At 42.3% G+C, this 17,374-nt stretch carries 18 protein-coding genes; 3 read left to right on the top strand and 15 right to left on the bottom strand.

Annotated elements, in window-relative coordinates:
- Window positions 1-54: 54 nt before the first annotated feature.
- The 5 genes from rfbB to BLW16_RS11925 form a co-directional block, all read right to left on the bottom strand.
- Window positions 55-1,107: a dTDP-glucose 4,6-dehydratase gene (gene rfbB, locus BLW16_RS11945; RefSeq protein WP_090556880.1), complete on the bottom strand. Its 1,053-nt coding sequence runs from the start codon at window positions 1,105-1,107 to the stop codon at window positions 55-57.
- A 95-nt stretch (window positions 1,108-1,202) separates the two neighbouring features.
- The gene (locus BLW16_RS11940) at window positions 1,203-1,772 is read right to left on the bottom strand and encodes a hypothetical protein (protein WP_090556805.1); all 570 of its coding nucleotides are present in this window, start codon (window positions 1,770-1,772) and stop codon (window positions 1,203-1,205) included.
- Window positions 1,773-2,795, bottom strand: a complete 1,023-nt coding sequence (gene galE / locus BLW16_RS11935; RefSeq protein ID WP_090556804.1) for a UDP-glucose 4-epimerase GalE — start codon at window positions 2,793-2,795, stop codon at window positions 1,773-1,775.
- Between the two features lie 6 nt (window positions 2,796-2,801).
- Complete coding sequence (locus tag BLW16_RS11930; RefSeq protein WP_090556803.1) at window positions 2,802-3,791, bottom strand: UDP-glucuronic acid decarboxylase family protein; 990 nt, start codon at window positions 3,789-3,791, stop codon at window positions 2,802-2,804.
- A complete protein-coding gene (locus BLW16_RS11925) occupies window positions 3,781-5,100 on the bottom strand; it encodes a UDP-glucose dehydrogenase family protein (protein WP_090556802.1) in 1,320 nt (439 codons plus the stop codon). Before BLW16_RS11925 ends, BLW16_RS11930 begins: the two co-directional genes overlap by 11 nt.
- Window positions 5,101-5,242: 142 nt before the next feature.
- Between BLW16_RS11925 and BLW16_RS11920 the strand changes: the two genes are divergently transcribed.
- A complete protein-coding gene (locus BLW16_RS11920; RefSeq protein WP_090556801.1) occupies window positions 5,243-6,481 on the top strand; it encodes a 3-deoxy-D-manno-octulosonic acid transferase in 1,239 nt (412 codons plus the stop codon).
- Here BLW16_RS11920 and hemH read toward each other — a convergent pair.
- From hemH to BLW16_RS11900, 4 genes are all read right to left on the bottom strand, one after another.
- Window positions 6,438-7,484 carry a ferrochelatase gene (hemH, locus tag BLW16_RS11915; RefSeq protein WP_090556800.1) on the bottom strand — a complete coding sequence of 349 codons (1,047 nt, stop codon included), beginning with the start codon at window positions 7,482-7,484 and terminating at the stop codon, window positions 6,438-6,440. The genes BLW16_RS11920 and hemH overlap by 44 nt on opposite strands.
- Before the next feature lie 124 nt (window positions 7,485-7,608).
- On the bottom strand, window positions 7,609-8,457 hold the full coding sequence (locus tag BLW16_RS11910; RefSeq protein WP_090556878.1) for a 4-hydroxy-3-methylbut-2-enyl diphosphate reductase: 849 nt from the start codon (window positions 8,455-8,457) through the stop codon (window positions 7,609-7,611).
- A gap of 73 nt (window positions 8,458-8,530) precedes the next feature.
- Window positions 8,531-9,574 carry a glycosyltransferase family 2 protein gene (locus BLW16_RS11905; protein WP_090556799.1) on the bottom strand — a complete coding sequence of 348 codons (1,044 nt, stop codon included), beginning with the start codon at window positions 9,572-9,574 and terminating at the stop codon, window positions 8,531-8,533.
- A gap of 2 nt (window positions 9,575-9,576) precedes the next feature.
- The gene (locus BLW16_RS11900) at window positions 9,577-10,086 is read right to left on the bottom strand and encodes a phosphoribosyltransferase family protein (protein ID WP_090556798.1); all 510 of its coding nucleotides are present in this window, start codon (window positions 10,084-10,086) and stop codon (window positions 9,577-9,579) included.
- A gap of 136 nt (window positions 10,087-10,222) precedes the next feature.
- Between BLW16_RS11900 and BLW16_RS11895 the strand changes: the two genes are divergently transcribed.
- Together BLW16_RS11895 and BLW16_RS11890 are read left to right on the top strand one after the other, a co-directional pair.
- Window positions 10,223-10,939: a head GIN domain-containing protein gene (locus tag BLW16_RS11895; protein WP_090556797.1), complete on the top strand. Its 717-nt coding sequence runs from the start codon at window positions 10,223-10,225 to the stop codon at window positions 10,937-10,939.
- A gap of 129 nt (window positions 10,940-11,068) precedes the next feature.
- The gene (locus tag BLW16_RS11890) at window positions 11,069-11,791 is read left to right on the top strand and encodes a head GIN domain-containing protein (protein WP_090556796.1); all 723 of its coding nucleotides are present in this window, start codon (window positions 11,069-11,071) and stop codon (window positions 11,789-11,791) included.
- A gap of 40 nt (window positions 11,792-11,831) precedes the next feature.
- Here the strand turns inward: BLW16_RS11890 and BLW16_RS11885 are convergent, their stop codons facing one another.
- The 6 genes from BLW16_RS11885 to kbl form a co-directional block, all read right to left on the bottom strand.
- Entirely contained in the window at window positions 11,832-12,236 is a 405-nt protein-coding gene (locus tag BLW16_RS11885; RefSeq protein ID WP_090556795.1) for a hypothetical protein, read from the bottom strand.
- A gap of 25 nt (window positions 12,237-12,261) precedes the next feature.
- Window positions 12,262-13,677: a 23S rRNA (uracil(1939)-C(5))-methyltransferase RlmD gene (gene rlmD, locus BLW16_RS11880; protein ID WP_090556794.1), complete on the bottom strand. Its 1,416-nt coding sequence runs from the start codon at window positions 13,675-13,677 to the stop codon at window positions 12,262-12,264.
- 316 nt (window positions 13,678-13,993) lie between these two features.
- Window positions 13,994-14,569 (bottom strand): TetR/AcrR family transcriptional regulator, encoded by a 576-nt coding sequence (locus BLW16_RS11870; RefSeq protein WP_090556793.1) that lies wholly within the window; start codon window positions 14,567-14,569, stop codon window positions 13,994-13,996.
- Window positions 14,569-14,982, bottom strand: coding sequence for a Rieske (2Fe-2S) protein (locus BLW16_RS11865; RefSeq protein WP_090556792.1), 414 nt, complete (start codon window positions 14,980-14,982; stop codon window positions 14,569-14,571). Before BLW16_RS11865 ends, BLW16_RS11870 begins: the two co-directional genes overlap by 1 nt.
- Before the next feature lie 2 nt (window positions 14,983-14,984).
- Window positions 14,985-16,022 (bottom strand): phenylalanine--tRNA ligase subunit alpha, encoded by a 1,038-nt coding sequence (gene pheS / locus BLW16_RS11860; RefSeq protein ID WP_090556791.1) that lies wholly within the window; start codon window positions 16,020-16,022, stop codon window positions 14,985-14,987.
- Window positions 16,023-16,144: 122 nt separating this feature from the next.
- The gene (gene kbl, locus BLW16_RS11855; protein WP_090556873.1) at window positions 16,145-17,332 is read right to left on the bottom strand and encodes a glycine C-acetyltransferase; all 1,188 of its coding nucleotides are present in this window, start codon (window positions 17,330-17,332) and stop codon (window positions 16,145-16,147) included.
- Between the last annotated feature and the right edge of the window lie 42 nt (window positions 17,333-17,374).

Here is a 17,374-nt window from a genome sequence, read left to right as displayed (position 1 = left end):
CTATGTTTAGAGCAATTCAGGCTATAGCGATGATGATATAGTATGTTAGAAAACCTACCTCGCGCTGTATTGCGTTTCATAGTACTTCTGATAGTTTCCTGAGGTCACATTCGTTAACCACTCTTCATTATCAAGGTACCATTCAACGGTTTTCTCCAGTCCTTCTTCAAACTGCAGGCTCGGCACCCAGTTTAATTTCTCCTGTAATTTTGTAGAATCTATGGCATAACGTAAATCATGTCCTGCACGGTCAGTTACAAAAGTGATCAGGCTGGCAGATTCGCCTTCTTTACGTCCCAGTTTCTTGTCCATGATCTTACACAGCAAATGGATCAGATCAATGTTCTTCCATTCATTGTGCCCACCAATGTTATAGGTCTCCCCTGTTTTAGCTTCATGAAAGATCACATCAATTGCACGTGCGTGGTCTTCAACCCATAACCAGTCGCGGATGTTCTCGCCTTTGCCATATACAGGCACCGGCAGGCTGTTCTTGATGTTATTGATAGCAAGAGGAATCAGCTTTTCAGGAAAATGGTGTGAGCCATAATTATTTGAACAATTAGAGATCACCACATCGATCCCGTATGTGTCATGATATGCCCTTACAAAATGATCTGAGGATGCTTTAGAAGCTGAATAAGGACTATGCGGATCATAACCTGTAGTTTCAGTAAACATACCGGTATCACCTAATGCCCCATAAACCTCATCAGTAGAAACATGATAAAATCTCTTGGTAGCATAATCACCTTTCCAGAATTCCCGTGCTGAATTCAGCAGGTTAACTGTTCCGATCACATTTGTCATCACAAATGCCGTAGGATCGGTGATAGACCTGTCCACATGTGATTCCGCAGCCAGATGGATTACGGCATCAAAATTTTCCTTTTCGAATAAAGCATTGATTTCCGCGGCATCTGTAATATCTGCCTTTACAAATCTATAATTCGGACGCGCTTCAACGTCCGTCAGATTGGCGAGGTTACCTGCATAGGTGAGTTTATCCAGGTTTACTATTTCGTAGTCGGGATATTTATTGACGAATCTCCGCACTACGTGAGATCCAATAAATCCTGCTCCACCAGTTATTAAAATCTTTTTCATTGCTATATATTTGCTTTTCATCGGTGACGAGACCTGCACAGGCGCTTTACTTCTGTAAAGTAAGATCTTATGCAGGTTTCATTGTAATGTTTGTTTTATTCTATTTCTCCAGGCAGTCCGACTTCACGTGCCCCATTACTCAACTGGTGCTGACCCAGTTTCTGCAACAGGATATTGAACTCATCTTTTAAGTCGTACTGTAAATCCTCATGCAGCTTGATATATTTTTTATACAGCGCAAGGGTAGTCCTCAAAAAATACGTTTTTAGCCGCTCATTAAACTTTGCCAGAGGCGAGAAAACGCTTTCATTATATCCCAAAGGTATAATCATTAATAAATGTAAACGAAGCTCCACTTCTGTATTCGGGTCTTTCGTTACCTTATAATGGTGATTTACCCTTCCATTGAGTTTCCTTAGGATAGACAAAGCGTCTTTTGAGGTTGATTTCCTCATTTTCACCAAAGCAGAGACAGCTTCATCAAGCTCCGTGGTCAGTGCTTCCCTCCGCTGTTCCAGGTCGCTTTCATCTTCCAGCAATTTAAAATGAAGGTGCTCAGTGAGCACCTTATCTTTTGCGATCAGACGAAGCAGTAACTTGTCCTTTTCTTTAGGAGGAATTGCCGTTATTGCGGCCTTAAGATCTTTATGATCCTTTAACAACATTTAGAAGGGGTTATCCTTTAGGTATTTTTCCCATTTCCAGGCAGAGCGCATCATCTCGTTTACGTCCAGTTCAGCTTTCCAGCCCAAACCTTCAGCCGACTTGGTTACATCTCCCCAAACCTGTTCAACATCACCGTCCCTTCTTGGCCCTACAGTATAATTTAATTTTTCGCCGGTAGAAGTTTCAAATGCCTGGATGATCTCCAGAACGGATGAACCTTTACCTGTACCCAGATTAAACACTTCGTAGTTGCCCTCAGCCTTTTTAGTTTCCAGGCGTTGAATAGCAGCAACATGCGCTTTGGCAAGATCCACCACATGAATATAATCCCTAACGGCACTTCCGTCCGGCGTATTGTAGTCGCTGCCGAATACAGTGATCGGGCCACGCTTACCTATAGCTGACTGGGTGATGAAAGGAACCAGATTCTGGGGAACGCCAATTGGCAGTTCGCCGATCAGGGCAGACTCATGTGCACCAACGGGATTAAAGTAACGAAGAGAGATCACCCTCAGGTCCGGCGTAACCGCACAGGTATCCGTTAAGATTTCCTCAGCGATCTGCTTGGTATTTCCATAAGGAGATTCTGCTCTTTTTACAGCTGCATCCTCAGTTACGGGCAATTGATCTGGCTGACCATATACCGTGCAGGAAGACGAAAACACCAGCCCTATGTTGCTGTTAAAGGCATTGATCAGGTTGATGAGTGAATAAAAATTATTCCTGTAATACTTTAAGGGAAACCTTACCGATTCTCCCACAGCTTTAAACGCTGCAAAATGGATGACGCCGGTGATATCAGGATGAGCGGCAACAAATTCGGCCACTTTCCGTTCATCACAAAGATCCAGTTCAGTAAAATCAGGCTTTTTACCGGTAATTGTTTCCAGCTGAGTAAGGATCTTTGGGTTTGAGTTGGAGAAGTCGTCCACAAGGACAACTTCATAACCTGCATTGATCAACTCAACAACTGTGTGAGAACCAATAAAACCTGTGCCACCTGTAACTAATATTTTCCCCATTGCTGATTATTTGTTATACGTTGTAAAATCTTTATGTTCCTTATTTACCAGTGCTTCAGCAGGCAGGCTTTTGAAGTACTCATAGGTTATTTTCAGACCTTCAGCGCGGTCAACCTTAGGTTCCCAGTTTAACAGGGCCCTTGCTTTAGTAATATCTGGCTGACGTTGTTTAGGATCATCAACAGGAAGTTCCTTATAAATAACCTTTTGTGTTGTACCAGTTAATTTGATGATCTCCTCGGCGAACTGGCCGATAGTGATCTCATCAGGGTTTCCGATATTTACAGGCTGCGCATAATCGCTCAGCAGCAACCTGTAGATTCCTTCCACAAGATCATCCACATAACAGAAAGAGCGTGTCTGCGAACCATCACCAAAAACGGTAAGGTCTTCACCTCTCAGTGCCTGTCCGATAAACGCAGGTAAAACGCGTCCGTCATTGAGGCGCATCCTTGGTCCGTACGTATTAAAAATACGAACGATACGCGTCTCTAAACCATGGAAAGTATGATAAGCCATTGTGATAGCCTCCTGGAAACGTTTTGCCTCGTCATAAACACCTCTCGGCCCTACCGGGTTCACATTGCCCCAGTATTCTTCCGGCTGAGGATTAACATTCGGATCGCCATATACTTCAGAAGTAGAGGCAATGATCATTCTGGCATTTTTATTTCTAGCCAGGCCCAGCAGGTTATGTGTTCCAAGGGAACCTACTTTCAGGGTCTGAATAGGGATTTTAAGATAATCTATAGGGCTTGCCGGAGAAGCAAAATGAAGGATGTAATCCAGTTTTCCCGGTACATAGACATATTTAGAAACGTCATGGTGCGCAAACTCGAAATTCTCGAGTTCAAAAAGATGCTCAATGTTTTGCAGGTCCCCTGTAATCAGGTTGTCCATCGCAATCACATGATAATCTTCTTTAACAAACCTGTCGCACAAATGTGATCCCAGGAAACCGGCGGCACCGGTTATTAATACTCTTTTACGCTCCATGCTCTACCAATTTACGGCCAATACTGTTATAATAATATCCCAAATCAACCATTTTATCAAGATCATATAAGTTACGTCCGTCGAAAATAACTTTGCTGATCAATTTTTCTTCGATCTTATCGAAATCAGGGTTACGGAATACAGACCACTCAGTAGCGATCAGTAATGCATCTGCACCGGTTAAAGCATCATACTGATTTTCAGCATAAACAACTTTGTCACCAATGATATTTTTTACGTTAGCCATTCCTTCAGGATCGAAAACCGTAACTGTTGCGCCTAATTTGATCAGGTCATCAATGATGTACAAAGCAGGAGCCTCACGGATATCATCTGTTTCAGGCTTAAATGCCAGTCCCCAGATGGCAAAATGTTTGCCTTTAAGGTCGCCTTTGTAATATTTAGACACCTTCTCTACCAATACAGTTTTTTGTTTCTCATTGATGACCATTACAGCTCTCAGGATTGCAAAATCGTATTTGTTCTCTTCGGCCGACTTAGCCAGGGCCTGTACATCCTTCGGAAAGCATGAACCACCATAACCGATACCCGGAAAAAGAAAGCGTTTTCCGATCCTTTCATCAGAACCAATTCCTCTGCGGACAGCATCCACATCAGCACCTACCAGCTCACAAAGATTAGCAACCTCATTCATGAAAGTGATCTTTGTAGCTAAAAATGAATTGGCAGCATATTTAGTCAGTTCCGAAGATTTCTCATCCATGAAAAGAATCGGGTTTCCCTGACGTACATAAGGGCCGTACAATTCACCCATTAATTTTTTAGCACGTTCACTGCGTGTTCCGATCACCACGCGATCAGGTTTCATGAAGTCTTCAACCGCCACACCTTCACGCAGGAATTCAGGGTTTGAAACCACATCAATCTCCACATCAGTGTGTGCAGCGAACACTGCCTGTACTTTATCCGCAGTACCTACAGGCACTGTAGATTTGTTTACGATCACCTTATATTCGGTAACCAGTTTAGAAATGTCTTTGGCAGCACCAAGAATGTAAGACAGATCTGCGGCCCCATCACCACCCGGAGGCGTTGGAAGCGCCATAAAAATAATTTGAGCATCTTTCACAGCTAAAGCAAGATCAGTGGTGAATGTCAATCGTTTCTGCTCAATATTACGCAAGAACAATACATCCAGCCCTGGTTCATAAATGGGTATTTCACCATTCTGCATTTTCAAAACTTTAGCTTCATTAATGTCTACACAAATCACAGTGTTACCTGTTTCTGCAAGACAAGTTCCAGTTACGAGTCCAACATACCCTGTTCCGATTACGGCAATTTTCATATGAATATATTTTTAATAATTAAGTAGCTTACATAAACTTGTATGAAATCATAACGCTATAGCATACCGTATTAGCAGATAATGATTAAATTTTACGAATTAATCAAGTATCTTCGGCTAAGATAATAAATAAACGTACAAAATGCTCTGGCTTTATAATTTTGGTATTTTTTTATATAAAATAGTTCTGCACATCGTTTCAATATTTAATGTTAAAGCGAAATTATTTTTAAAAGGCAGAAACAATATAATACAAACCATAAAAAATAATATAGATATAACAAAAAAGCATATTTGGTTTCACTTTGCTTCTTTAGGAGAATTTGAGCAGGGACGGCCTGTATTGGAACAATTGAGGGAAAAACACCCCGAAAAACGGATTATAATTACTTTCTTTTCGCCTTCAGGATATGAAATCCGAAAAAACTATCCCCTGGCAGACGGCATCTTCTATTTACCGCTCGATACAAAAAAAAATGCGGCTGATTTTATTCATTTAGTCAATCCGGAAATCGCAGTTTTCACCAAATATGAATTCTGGTATCATTATTTTAAAACACTTCATGCACAAAACATTCCACTAATCATTATTTCAGGAATTTTCAGACCGGATCAGGTGTTTTTTAAATGGTATGGGAATTTTTACAGAAAAATACTGGGGTTTGTTACGTATTTTTTTGTTCAGAATGAACAAAGTGTAAACCTCTTAAAAGATTTGAATTTAAAGAACGTAACCCTGAGCGGGGATACAAGATTTGACAGGGTAGCCGAAAACACGATGCGGCCGAAGGTATTGCCGCTGATCCAAAAATTCTGCGGACAGTCTCCTGTTTTTATCGCGGGCAGCACCTGGCTTCCCGATGAACAGCTGCTCAAAGAGCTGATCACGGCGGCTCCCGAATGGAAGTTCATCATTGCTCCCCACGAGATCAATCCGGCGCATTTGCAGGAGATCATGAGGCTTGTGCCCGATGCGGCAAGATATACACAGCTGGAAAAATCTCCGGCAGGTTTTGGCCGGCAGGTTCTGCTCATCGATAACATAGGAATGCTTTCTTCGGTTTACCAGTACGGGCAGATCGCTTATATTGGCGGGGGCTTTGGAACGGGCATCCACAACACACTTGAAGCTGCCGCATTTGGCTTACCGGTAATCTTTGGGCCGAAATATGACAAGTTCCAAGAAGCAAAAGACCTGATTGCATTACAGGCGGCAATCAGTATTAAATCTGCCGCTGAACTTTCTGCAGCTTTTGCGGCACTGCAGAAAGATGAACATGCAGGTGATACTGCAAAAAAATACGTTTTGGACAAAACCGGATCAACGGCACAGATTATTAAATATCTGGAGACGTATACACAGATGAATGCTGGTCTGTAACCATCTTCACAAGCCCTGATATCCATTTCGGGGAATCATTTAAGCTGGGCACCAGCTGTACTTCCTCACCGCCCAGTGCCTTGAATTCCTCACCGTATTCCACAGTAACTTCGTATAGGGTCTCGAGACAGTCGGCCACGAAAGCAGGACAAAACACAAGCAGTCTCTTTTTTCCCCTGGCCGCCAACGCTTTCAGCGTATCAGTCGTATAAGGCTGCACCCAGGGCTCTTTTCCCAGCCTTGACTGGAAACACACGGAATACCTATCTTCAGGTATATTTAACCGCTCTGCAATCAGACGGGCGGTATCATGGCACTGCGCAGAGTAACAGAATTTGTTTACATCCGTTAACGCAGCACAGCAGTTCTCCGTTTTGAGGCAATGGTTTCCGGAGTGATCACATTTTTTCAGCTGCCTCTCGGGGAGGCCGTGAAAGCTGAACAGGATCTGGTCATAAGTTTCAGGCTGGAATTTCCTCGCGTTATCCGCAAAAGTATCGATCATCACCTCGTTGTCGTGAAAGGAATTCACAAAGGATATCGGCGGAATAGTTTGCCATTTGCCAATGATCTCCATCACTTTTTGAATAACAGAACCTGTACTTGCCGAAGCATACTGGGGGAATAAGGGGATGACCTGAATACTTTCTACCAGACCGGCCTTCATATTTGCCAGTGCTGTTTCAATGGAAGGGCTCTGGTAACGCATAGCCAGCTCCACGTGGTAATCCGGTCCAAGCTGTTCCTGAACCAAAGCGGCCTGTATTTTACTGTAATACAATAAGGGCGAGCCGTTCTCATCCCAGATCTCTTTGTATAACTTTGAAGTCTTCGGGCTCCGGAACGGAACAATGATACCTTTAACCAATAATGTTCTGTTGAAAGCATTAATATCGATCACACGCTCATCCATCAGGAACTCATCAAGATATCTTCGTACGTCACTTACCTCCGGACTGTCAGGAGTCCCTAAATTCACTAATAAAACACCCTTTTTTCCCATAAATACAAATAGAAACCAACCTGAATTAAAAATCTCAGACTGATAAAGAAACAAATATACACTCGCTGAATCGGCTACGAAAACGGCCGTTCAATAATTACTTTTTAATGATGAACAAAATTGATTAAAACGACTCCAGCTCTGCTTTTACCTGTTCCATTAGCCACATAGGCGTTGAGGTAGCACCACATATGCCTATTTTGTCATTGGGGTTAAACCAGCTCAGATCGAGTTCATCGCTACTGGAAATGAAATATGAGCTATCATTGTACTTTTTGCATACATCATAAAGCACTTTGCCATTTGATGATTTTTTACCCGATACAAAAATGATTCTGTCATAGTTCAGCACAAATTTTTCAAGATCTTCATACCGGTTTGATACCTGCCTGCAAATCGTATCATTGGCCTTTACTTCATATCCCCTGCTCAGCAGCTGCTCTTTGATATGGTAGAATTTTTCGGTGCTTTTGGTGGTCTGGCTATACAGCGTAAATTTAGCCGGCAGGTCCACATGGTCTAATTCCGCGAGATCCTGAAATACAATGGCATTACCATCAGTTTGTCCCTGAAGGCCAATTACCTCGGCATGGCCATGTTTTCCGAAGATCAGGATCTGCTCCCTGTCGTCATATGAGTTTTTGATCCTGTTCTGCAATTTTAGTACTACCGGACAAGATGCATCTATTAAAATAAGTTGATTTTCAAGGGCCAGCTGATAGGTAGACGGGGCCTCACCATGTGCACGGATCAGCACTTTTTCATTATGAAGCAGAGCAAGCTGTTCATGGTCTATGATTCTTAAGCCCTTGTCAGTTAAACGCCTCACCTCTTCATCATTGTGCACAATATCACCGAGGCAGTATAAATAATCCTCTTCGGCCAGAATATCTTCGGCCATTTCTATCGCATACACCACCCCGAAACAAAAACCTGAAGCTTTATCGATAGTAACGGCCAAATCATATTTCATATCACTTATTTTTTCAATTGCCATTGTCCCATTGCATTTACCAACAAAATTACACAAAAAGAGTTTTATATCATTACATCTTCTCTCTGATGAGCCGAATAAGTTGTGTATAGATCTCAGTGATCAGGGAGCCCATTAAAAACAACATCTGCAGGGGATGGAGCAGAACATTCCACACAGGATTCTGCCCGGATAAAAAGGAGATCATGATCCTGCTGAGAAAAATGAGGCCTACAGGAAGAATGAGGAGGCTGTATTCATAATTTAGCAGCATGACCAGAGGCCCCGCCACCACAAGAACGAGATACAAAAAGGCAGCGAAAATATTATTGCCAAAAGTTTCTAGCAGGTGCTGACCGGTTTTAAGAAACAAACCATTTGTTCTCCGGGTTCCCGGCACAGAAATCAGTTTATACCCGAGCAGGGTTTCTACCTTATAACCTTCCTGTTTTACCGCCCTTACCACTTCCATTGCTTCAGGAGCCTCTCGCCCTACCTTTTGCTGCCAGTTATAGGCCTTATAGATCCCGGCATCAAAAAACATGCATTCGCTGCCACCTGCAGAAAATACAGGGCTCGAAAATAAGCGCACCAGCCTTAAGGGGATCAGGTTGAGCAGTACAAAATCACTGAGGGGAAGCAGTACATAGTTCACAATACCTGAGACAGATTGCGTGGGGATAATATTAAGTAACGCCAGGTTGAACACCTTTGTTCTGTAGATCAGACTGTTGATCAATCCGTTATGCACAAGAACATTTGGTTCCAGGAAAAGAATATAGTCGCCGGTAGTTTCCTCCGCATGAAAAGAACTTTTTTTTCTGAGCTGAAAGCGGGAATCAGCTGCACAAATAGCTTTAACCGCCGCATTTGTTTTATATTGCGCAGGTTGCGAAACAATCACTTCTATATGCTGATAATCCTGTTCCCTTAAAGCATGCAGCATATTGATCAGGGCCTCTGCATCATGTGTACCAGTGATAATTACAGATACCTGATTTGAAAAATGCCTTCCGTACTTCCCCAACTTTGGATTAGATAAAAAATTGAATAAAGTAACCGAAAAGCGAAGTACCAGGAATATAAGGATGATATAGATGAATGCCAGGTTAAGCATAATCAGCTTAAATAAACACCATCCTCCTGCCCTTCAACATCCAGTACCACATCCACATGTTCTTTTAATACGGTAGCCATTTGTAAGCCTACAAAATCCGTCGCCACCGGGAAGATCTTATGACTTCTGTCTACCAGCACTACTGTGCGTATTTTTTTATGGGGAGTGTTGAGGAAAACACCAAAACCATAGGCCAGTGTTTTACCGCTGTTCAATACATCGTCTACCAGGATAATTACCTTGTTCTTCACTTTTCCCGGCTCAGGGTCAGTAACTACAGAAAGGTGGCTTTTATCTTTCTCCAGATCAATTTTAAACATGGTTACTTTCAGATCCGATATTTCAAGCAAGATATTTTTTAAGCGCAGGGCGAGCTTATATCCCCTGTCCCAGATACCTGCAAGCACAATTTCTTTCTCATTTAAATTGTCTTCCAATATCTGGTAAGCCATACGGTTGATCTTTTGCTGGATCTGTTTTTTATCTAAAATAAGTAATCGTGAATCGGCCATTTGTAAATGTTTGTTATCCCGCAAAAAGAAGGATTTTAAGGTTGTAAATCAAATATCAGAAAAATAATTTCAAAACGCTGCAACGTTTGGACTAGTCAGGCGTCTAATTTAGATAATCCTAAATAAAATAATTGATATGAAATCATTATCCTTAATAAAATCGGCATTACTATGCCTGATTACAGTCGCGGTGAGCGGCCTTTCCTTAAAAGCGCAGGAAACCAAAAACGTTTCTGTAAGTAATTTCTCGGAAGTTTCGGTTGCTGCCGGAATAGAACTGCATATCACACAAGGAGCAGCTGAATCTGCAAAAATAGTGGCTAACGACGACGTGATTAACGAAGTGGTTGTAGAAAAAAGCGGAAACCGTGTGAAGGTGGGCTGGAAAGAAAACTGGGGCATGAGTAAAATGTGGAAAAATAAGAGTGCCAAAGTATACATTACGTACAAAAAGCTAAACAGCATATCGGCAAGCAGCGGAAGTTCGCTAAGAACTGAAAACACATTAAAAACTGACCGGCTGAATGCCTCGGTATCTTCAGGAGCCAGTATGGATGCAAAAATATCATGCAGCGACCTGCAACTGCAAACCAGCAGCGGAGCTTCCGCTTCACTGGCAGGATCTGCTACCAATATGCAGATAGAATCCAGCTCAGGAAGTTCTGTAGATGCACTGGGCCTGTCAACCGAGTACGCCAGAGCGAATACCAGTTCCGGTGCCGACATAAAGATCAACGTGATCAAAGGACTGGAGACCCATACCAGCAGCGGAAGCAATATCCGTTATAAGGGTGCGGCAGCTTTAAAGAACAACAGTAATGAGAGGAGTTCAAGCGTATCGAGAATAAACTAGTATAGTGTAATTACCCATAAAATTGCTTTATTTTACGGCTGATATGCCAGCATACTAAACCCTTGTTTTATACATAAACAAGGGTTTATACGTTATCTCATAAGCAGCTCTATTGAAATAAACCATCATATGAAATTACCAGATCTAATTAAACCCGCTTTATCCTTAGTCATGATGTTATGCATTAGCGCTCCGGTGCTGAGAGCGCAAATTCAGCAGTCTAAAGAAGTACCTGTGAGGGATTTTTCGGAAATCCATACTACTACAGGAATTGAACTGATCATCACGCAGGGCGCCGTCGAATCCGCAAAGATAGTTGCGGATGAAACCCTGATCGATGTGGTATTAGTGGAGCAGACAGGAAATAGCCTGAATGTCAAATGGGGATTAGTCAGAAGCAAAAAAAAAAGATGGCTAAACAGAACAGCCAAAGTATTTATCACCTATAAAAACCTGAATGTCATTGAGGCCAGCGATGGAAGCTCAGTAAAAACAGAGAATACGTTAAAAACACCCGGTCTTGACATTTCTGTATCATCAGGTGCCATTGTCACGGCTGCTGTCGAATGTCCGGAATTACATTTAAAAACCAGCAGTGGCGCATCAGCATTGCTAAAAGGAACGGCTGCCCGGATGAAACTGGAAGCCAGCTCTGCCAGCCGGGTAAACGCAATTGAGCTGGCTACAGACTATGCAACGGTAACCGCAAGTTCGGGTGCTGATCTAAAAATAAATGTCAGCAAGGAACTCGAAACTACCTCAAACAGCGGAAGCAATATCCATTACAAAGGCAATCCTTCACTTCAAAACTATTCAGGTGCCAAAAGCGGTACAGTAAAAAAGATGGATTAGTACCAATTTTAAATGCACCGCTACGGATAAACTCTGCAACCTATCGTTTTGCGTGATAAGGATAATAAATAAAATTAGCCCCTTCAGGAACAATTACGAACACGCACATATAGTCTTCTGGTTTTTTATAAGCTTTCAGGAACAATTCCTTGTACTCAGGTTTGATAATTCCCTTTTCCACAAATTCCTCAAACATGGAAGCCTGGATGGTCCAGTTGGTATTTAGCTCCTCCCTGTTCAGGATCATTTCGCCTATAGACACGGTATGCTGATGTGCAACGAATATCGGGTGTTTCGAGATGCCCTCTGCGATGATTTCTACGGCGATCTCATGAATCGATTCCTTATATAGTTCAAGGTCCTTCTCCAGGCTTACCAGCGGGCTAACCTTTTTATCTTTTCCTGCTTCTTCCGGCTGCTGGGGCATTAACTCTTCTATATCCATCTATTACTTATTTTAATGTATAAAACTATTTGATCAGGTTTAATAAAACCACATTTTCCACATGCTGGGTATGCGGAAACATATCAACCGGTCTGATACGGCTTACTTCATATTTCTCTTTTAACAAAGCCAGGTCCCTGGCTTGTGTAGCCGCGTTGCAGCTTACATACACGATCTTTTCAGCTTCCATTTCCAGCAGACGCTGTACCACATCAGCATGCATACCTGCACGCGGGGGGTCCGTGATCACCACGTCAGGTTTACCATGTGTATTAATGAATGCGGTAGTCAGGATGTCTTTCATATCACCGGCATAAAATACAGTATTATCAATACCGTTCAGCTCAGAATTGAATTTTGCATCTTCGATGGCCGTCGGCACATATTCTACCCCAATTACCTTCCTTACACTGCCTGCAATAAAGTTGGCGATGGTACCTGCCCCGGTATAGAGATCATACACCAGTTCATCACCGCTGAACCCTGCAAAGTCTTTCGTGATCTTGTACAATTCATGGGCCTGCAGAGAGTTGGTCTGGTAGAAAGATTTGGCGCCGATTTTAAATTTAAGCCCCTCCATTTCTTCGAAAATATAGTCTCTGCCAGCGTAAGTGATGACGTCCTGGTCAAAAATAGTATCATTCTTTTTCTGATTGATGATATAAAGCAAGGAGGTGATCTCAGGGAAATTTAGCTTCAGGTACTCCATCAGTCCGTCTACCTGTTCCTGTTCCACAAAGGCAAACACTACCACTACCATTACTTCGCCGGTTGAGGAGGTTCTGATAATCAGATTTCTGAGGTTTCCTTCATGGTTACGAAGGTCATAAAAACTCAATCCGGTTCTCAGGGCATAACCACGTACCTGGTTTCTCAATGTATTGGATGGCTCTGCCTGCAGATAGCAGTGCTGAATGTCAAGGATCTTGTCAAAACGCAAGGGCACATGAAACCCGAGGGCATTCATTTCCAGGTCATCCCGATCATCCATGTCATGCTGATTTAGCCAGCGTTTATTAGAAAAAGTGTATTCCAGTTTATTTCTATAGTATTTATTTTCTGCAGAGCCCAGAATAGGTTCCATTGAAGAGATATCTACTTTTGCCAGACGTTGCAATGCAGCTTCCACATTTTTCTGTTTAAAGTGTAACTGTGCATCATACTGCATATGCTGCCATTTACAACCACCACAGGTTCCAAAATGCTGGCAGAACGGATCCGTCCTCAATTCAGAGGCAGTGTGCAACGTTTCAATAACGGCCTCTGCAAAATTCTTTTTCTTTTTTACAATTTTTACATCAACGATATCACCTGGCACGGCTTTATCTACAAACACGACTAACTCGTCTGCTTTCGCTACTCCTTTGCCCTCTTCAGCAATATCAATGATACTCAAGTTGGGAAGGATAGTAACTGTTCCAGCTTTTCTATTTCTACTCATTCTGCTGCAAAGCTAAAGCTTGTATTTAACAGTTCCTATTTTTTAGGCACAGGGATTTTACCGGGATGAGATTTACACCCTTTAATCCTTTATCCAATGTCAGAATTACTTACCAAAAACGCTAAGGATTATCCCCAAAAAGCCTTCTGTAAGGTTAAAGTGCACATCAAATTTTTCGTCTACTAAAATAGAAATTTCTAATACCTCTTTACTCATTTCAAACGACGTTATGGCTAAATATAACTGTTTATATACCAAAAACCAAATCGGTATATAAAGGACAACTACAAATTATCGTTTGGATAATATCTGGGCGTTAAAGGGCGGCTTTCACTAAGAAAGGCAATATCTCCTTTTGGAAACTCACGAAATTTTTGCGGACGTCAGAATCACTGACCGATGTGAATGCGAAGGAAAAAACTATGCTCTTGCTCGCTTTTAGCAGGAACGCAAGCCCCTCTCTTCTGGAAGGATTATTTTTAAAATGATCAAGGCCGAGGTAGGCCGAGAGCAGGAGCGATTCCAGCTGATCTGACAAATGTTTAAGAAATTCCTGGGAGTTTGCATTTTCCCTTACAAAATCCCAGCCAATGAATTCGTTGCATACGGTATAAGTGAGCCTGCAGGTTTTCATGACCAGGGCTTTGAGGTGTTCCTCCTCGTCAACAAACTGAGCTTTATTTTTTAAGATTTCGTGGAGGTTAAGGTCCAGGTAATCCATTAGAATGGCATCCAGTACCTGTTCTTTGCTCTCAAAGTATTTATAGATAGTAGCTTTAGCGATCTTTGCCTTTTTTGCGATCTCATTCACACTTGTCTTGTGATACCCATATTTCCTGAATAACTCCTTAGCAGCTCTAATGATGCTCTCTTTAATCTTTTCTGGTTCCATCAATTAGTTACTTGTATTGTATTACCTGCTACCCTTACACTATATTCCTTTAATGACAATGTAGCCGGTGCCTTGGCCGGACTCCCATCTTCAAGGAGGAATTTAGCTCCTGAACATGGATCACTCACTGTGAAAGCACCCTCATCCAAAACAACTGCACATCTTTTTTCAGGATTTACCGTGCTGCAACGGTCATATGCTACATAGCCGTTTAATATTGTCCTGTACAGCACCAATCCCGAAACGCCATAACCGTTAAGCAGCACTGCCCGCCCTGAGCTGCTCAGATTGATCAGCCTGGGGTCTGTTAAAGGCAGGTTCAAATTTACAGCAACGTTTGGCACCACATTGGTTGTTTTACCGCAGCTACTTAAAATTGACACCAGTAGAATTACCCAGGCTACTCTGATCATGTTCAGATCAATGACGTTTTAAATTGTTTAAGGAAACGAGAGTCATTTTCTGAGAATAAACGTAAGTCCTTTATTACAAATTTAAGATTTGCAATCCTTTCTATTCCCATACCAAAAGCAAAACCGCTATATTTTTTACTGTCAATGCCACAATTTTCCAGTACATTAGGATCTACCATTCCGCAGCCCAGTATTTCTACCCAGCCACTATATTTACAGAACTGGCATCCGGCCCCCTCACAGATCGTACAGGAGATATCCATTTCAGCCGATGGTTCAGTAAACGGAAAATAGGAAGGACGGAAACGCACTTTGGTACCTTCGCCGTAAAGCTCCTGAACAAAATAAAACAGGGTTTGTTTCAGGTCTGCAAATGAGACTTTCTCATCTACATAAAGCCCCTCTACCTGGTGAAAAAAACAATGTGCCCTTGCGGAGATCGCTTCGTTACGGTAAACGCGCCCGGGCATCAATGCCCTGAACGGTGGTTTTCCAGCTTCCATCATTCTTACCTGAACAGAAGAAGTATGTGTCCTTAATGCGATATCGCCCTGTTCACCTCCCTTTTTTATAAAAAAAGTATCCTGCATATCTCTTGCCGGATGTTCTTCAGGGAAATTCAATGCAGAGAAATTGTGCCAGTCGTCTTCAATTTCAGGCCCTTCGGCCACTACAAACCCCAGTTTGCTAAAGATATCAACGATCTCTCTTCTTACCAATGCCAAAGGGTGTCTTGTTCCGACTTCAAAACCTGCGCCCGGAAGTGTTAAGTCCAGCCCGGCATCTTTTCCGGTCAGTTCAGTAGCATCCTGCTCTTTCAGCGTTTGATATTTCGCTTCAGCAAGTTGTTTAAATTCATTTAAAACCTTTCCCAGAGTCCTTTTTTCCTCAGGAGAAACGGCCTTAAATTCATCAAAAATATCTTTTATAATTCCTTTTGTACCAAGGAATTTTATTCTAAATTGTTCTAGTTCATCAGCATTTTCTGTAGAAAATGCATTGATTTCAATCGTATACTGTGTGATCTTATCTTGCAACATAATGCCAAATATACAGCTATTTCATTAATATATTTACACGCCTCCTATACCTTTACACTGCAAGGCCGTCTCCTCTGTGAATAAGGAGACGGCCCGAAGCAGATCTATAAAATAAATCAGGCTCAGATCACTTTCAGCTCTTTACCTATTTTCACGAATGCAGCAATGGCTTTATCAAGATGATGCTGTTCATGTGCGGCAGAAAGCTGTACACGGATGCGCGCTTTCCCCTGAGGAACAACCGGATAATAGAACCCAATTACATAAATGCCTTCATCGAGCATTTTTGCGGCAAATTCCTGTGCAAGTTTAGCATCATATAACATGACAGGTACAATAGGGTGCAGCCCTTCTTTGATATCAAACCCGGCAGCGGTCATCTTCTGGCGGAAGTACATTGTATTTTGTTCCAGCTTATCCCTCAACTCTGTGGTTTCACTTAAAAGATCCAGTACTGCAATAGACGCACCTGCAATAGCCGGTGCCAGTGTATTGGAGAACAGATAAGGCCTTGAACGCTGGCGCAGCATATCAATGATCTCCTTTTTACCGGCAGTAAAACCTCCCGAAGCACCACCTAATGCCTTACCGAGGGTGCCTGTAATAATGTCGATCCGGTCTATTACTCCGCAATGTTCATGTGTGCCCCTGCCCGTTTTGCCCATAAAGCCGGAGCAGTGGGATTCATCAATCATCACCAGGGCATGATATTTATCAGCGAGGTCACAAATTTTGTCCAGTTGTGCAATGGTGCCATCCATGGAGAAAGCACCATCAGTAACAATGATCCTGTGCCTGTTTGCCGATGAAGCTTTTAGCTGTTCTTCAAGATCTCCCATATCATTATGTTTATAGCGGAACCTCTTGGCTTTACATAAACGTACGCCGTCAATAATTGAGGCATGGTTAAGCTCATCCGAAATGATTGCGTCCTGTTCATTAAACAGGGGTTCAAAAACACCGCCGTTTGCATCGAAAGCCGCTGCATAAAGGATTGTATCTTCGGTTCCCAGAAATTCGGATAATTTCTGTTCGAGCTCTTTGTGTACATCTTGTGTTCCACAGATAAACCGGACAGAAGACATTCCGTAACCATATTTATCGATAGCACTTTTGGCTGCCGCAGTTACTCGGGGATCTGAGGAAAGACCCAGGTAATTGTTGGCGCAGAAGTTGACCACTTCCTGACCTGTACTTACTTTGATATCGGCTCCCTGAGGCGTTACAATTACCCGCTCACGTTTATATAGTCCGTCCTTTTCTATTTGTTCCAGTTCCTGTTGCAGCACAGGTTGCAGTGTTTTGTACATAAGGTTTTTAATAATTGATCGGTCAAAGTTATAAAATATCAT

It is taken from the genome of Pedobacter hartonius (assembly GCF_900107535.1).
GTDB classification, from domain to species: domain Bacteria; phylum Bacteroidota; class Bacteroidia; order Sphingobacteriales; family Sphingobacteriaceae; genus Pedobacter; species Pedobacter hartonius.
The sequence above is the reverse complement of the archived record's forward strand: the minus strand, read 5'-3'. Positions and strand labels throughout refer to the sequence as shown.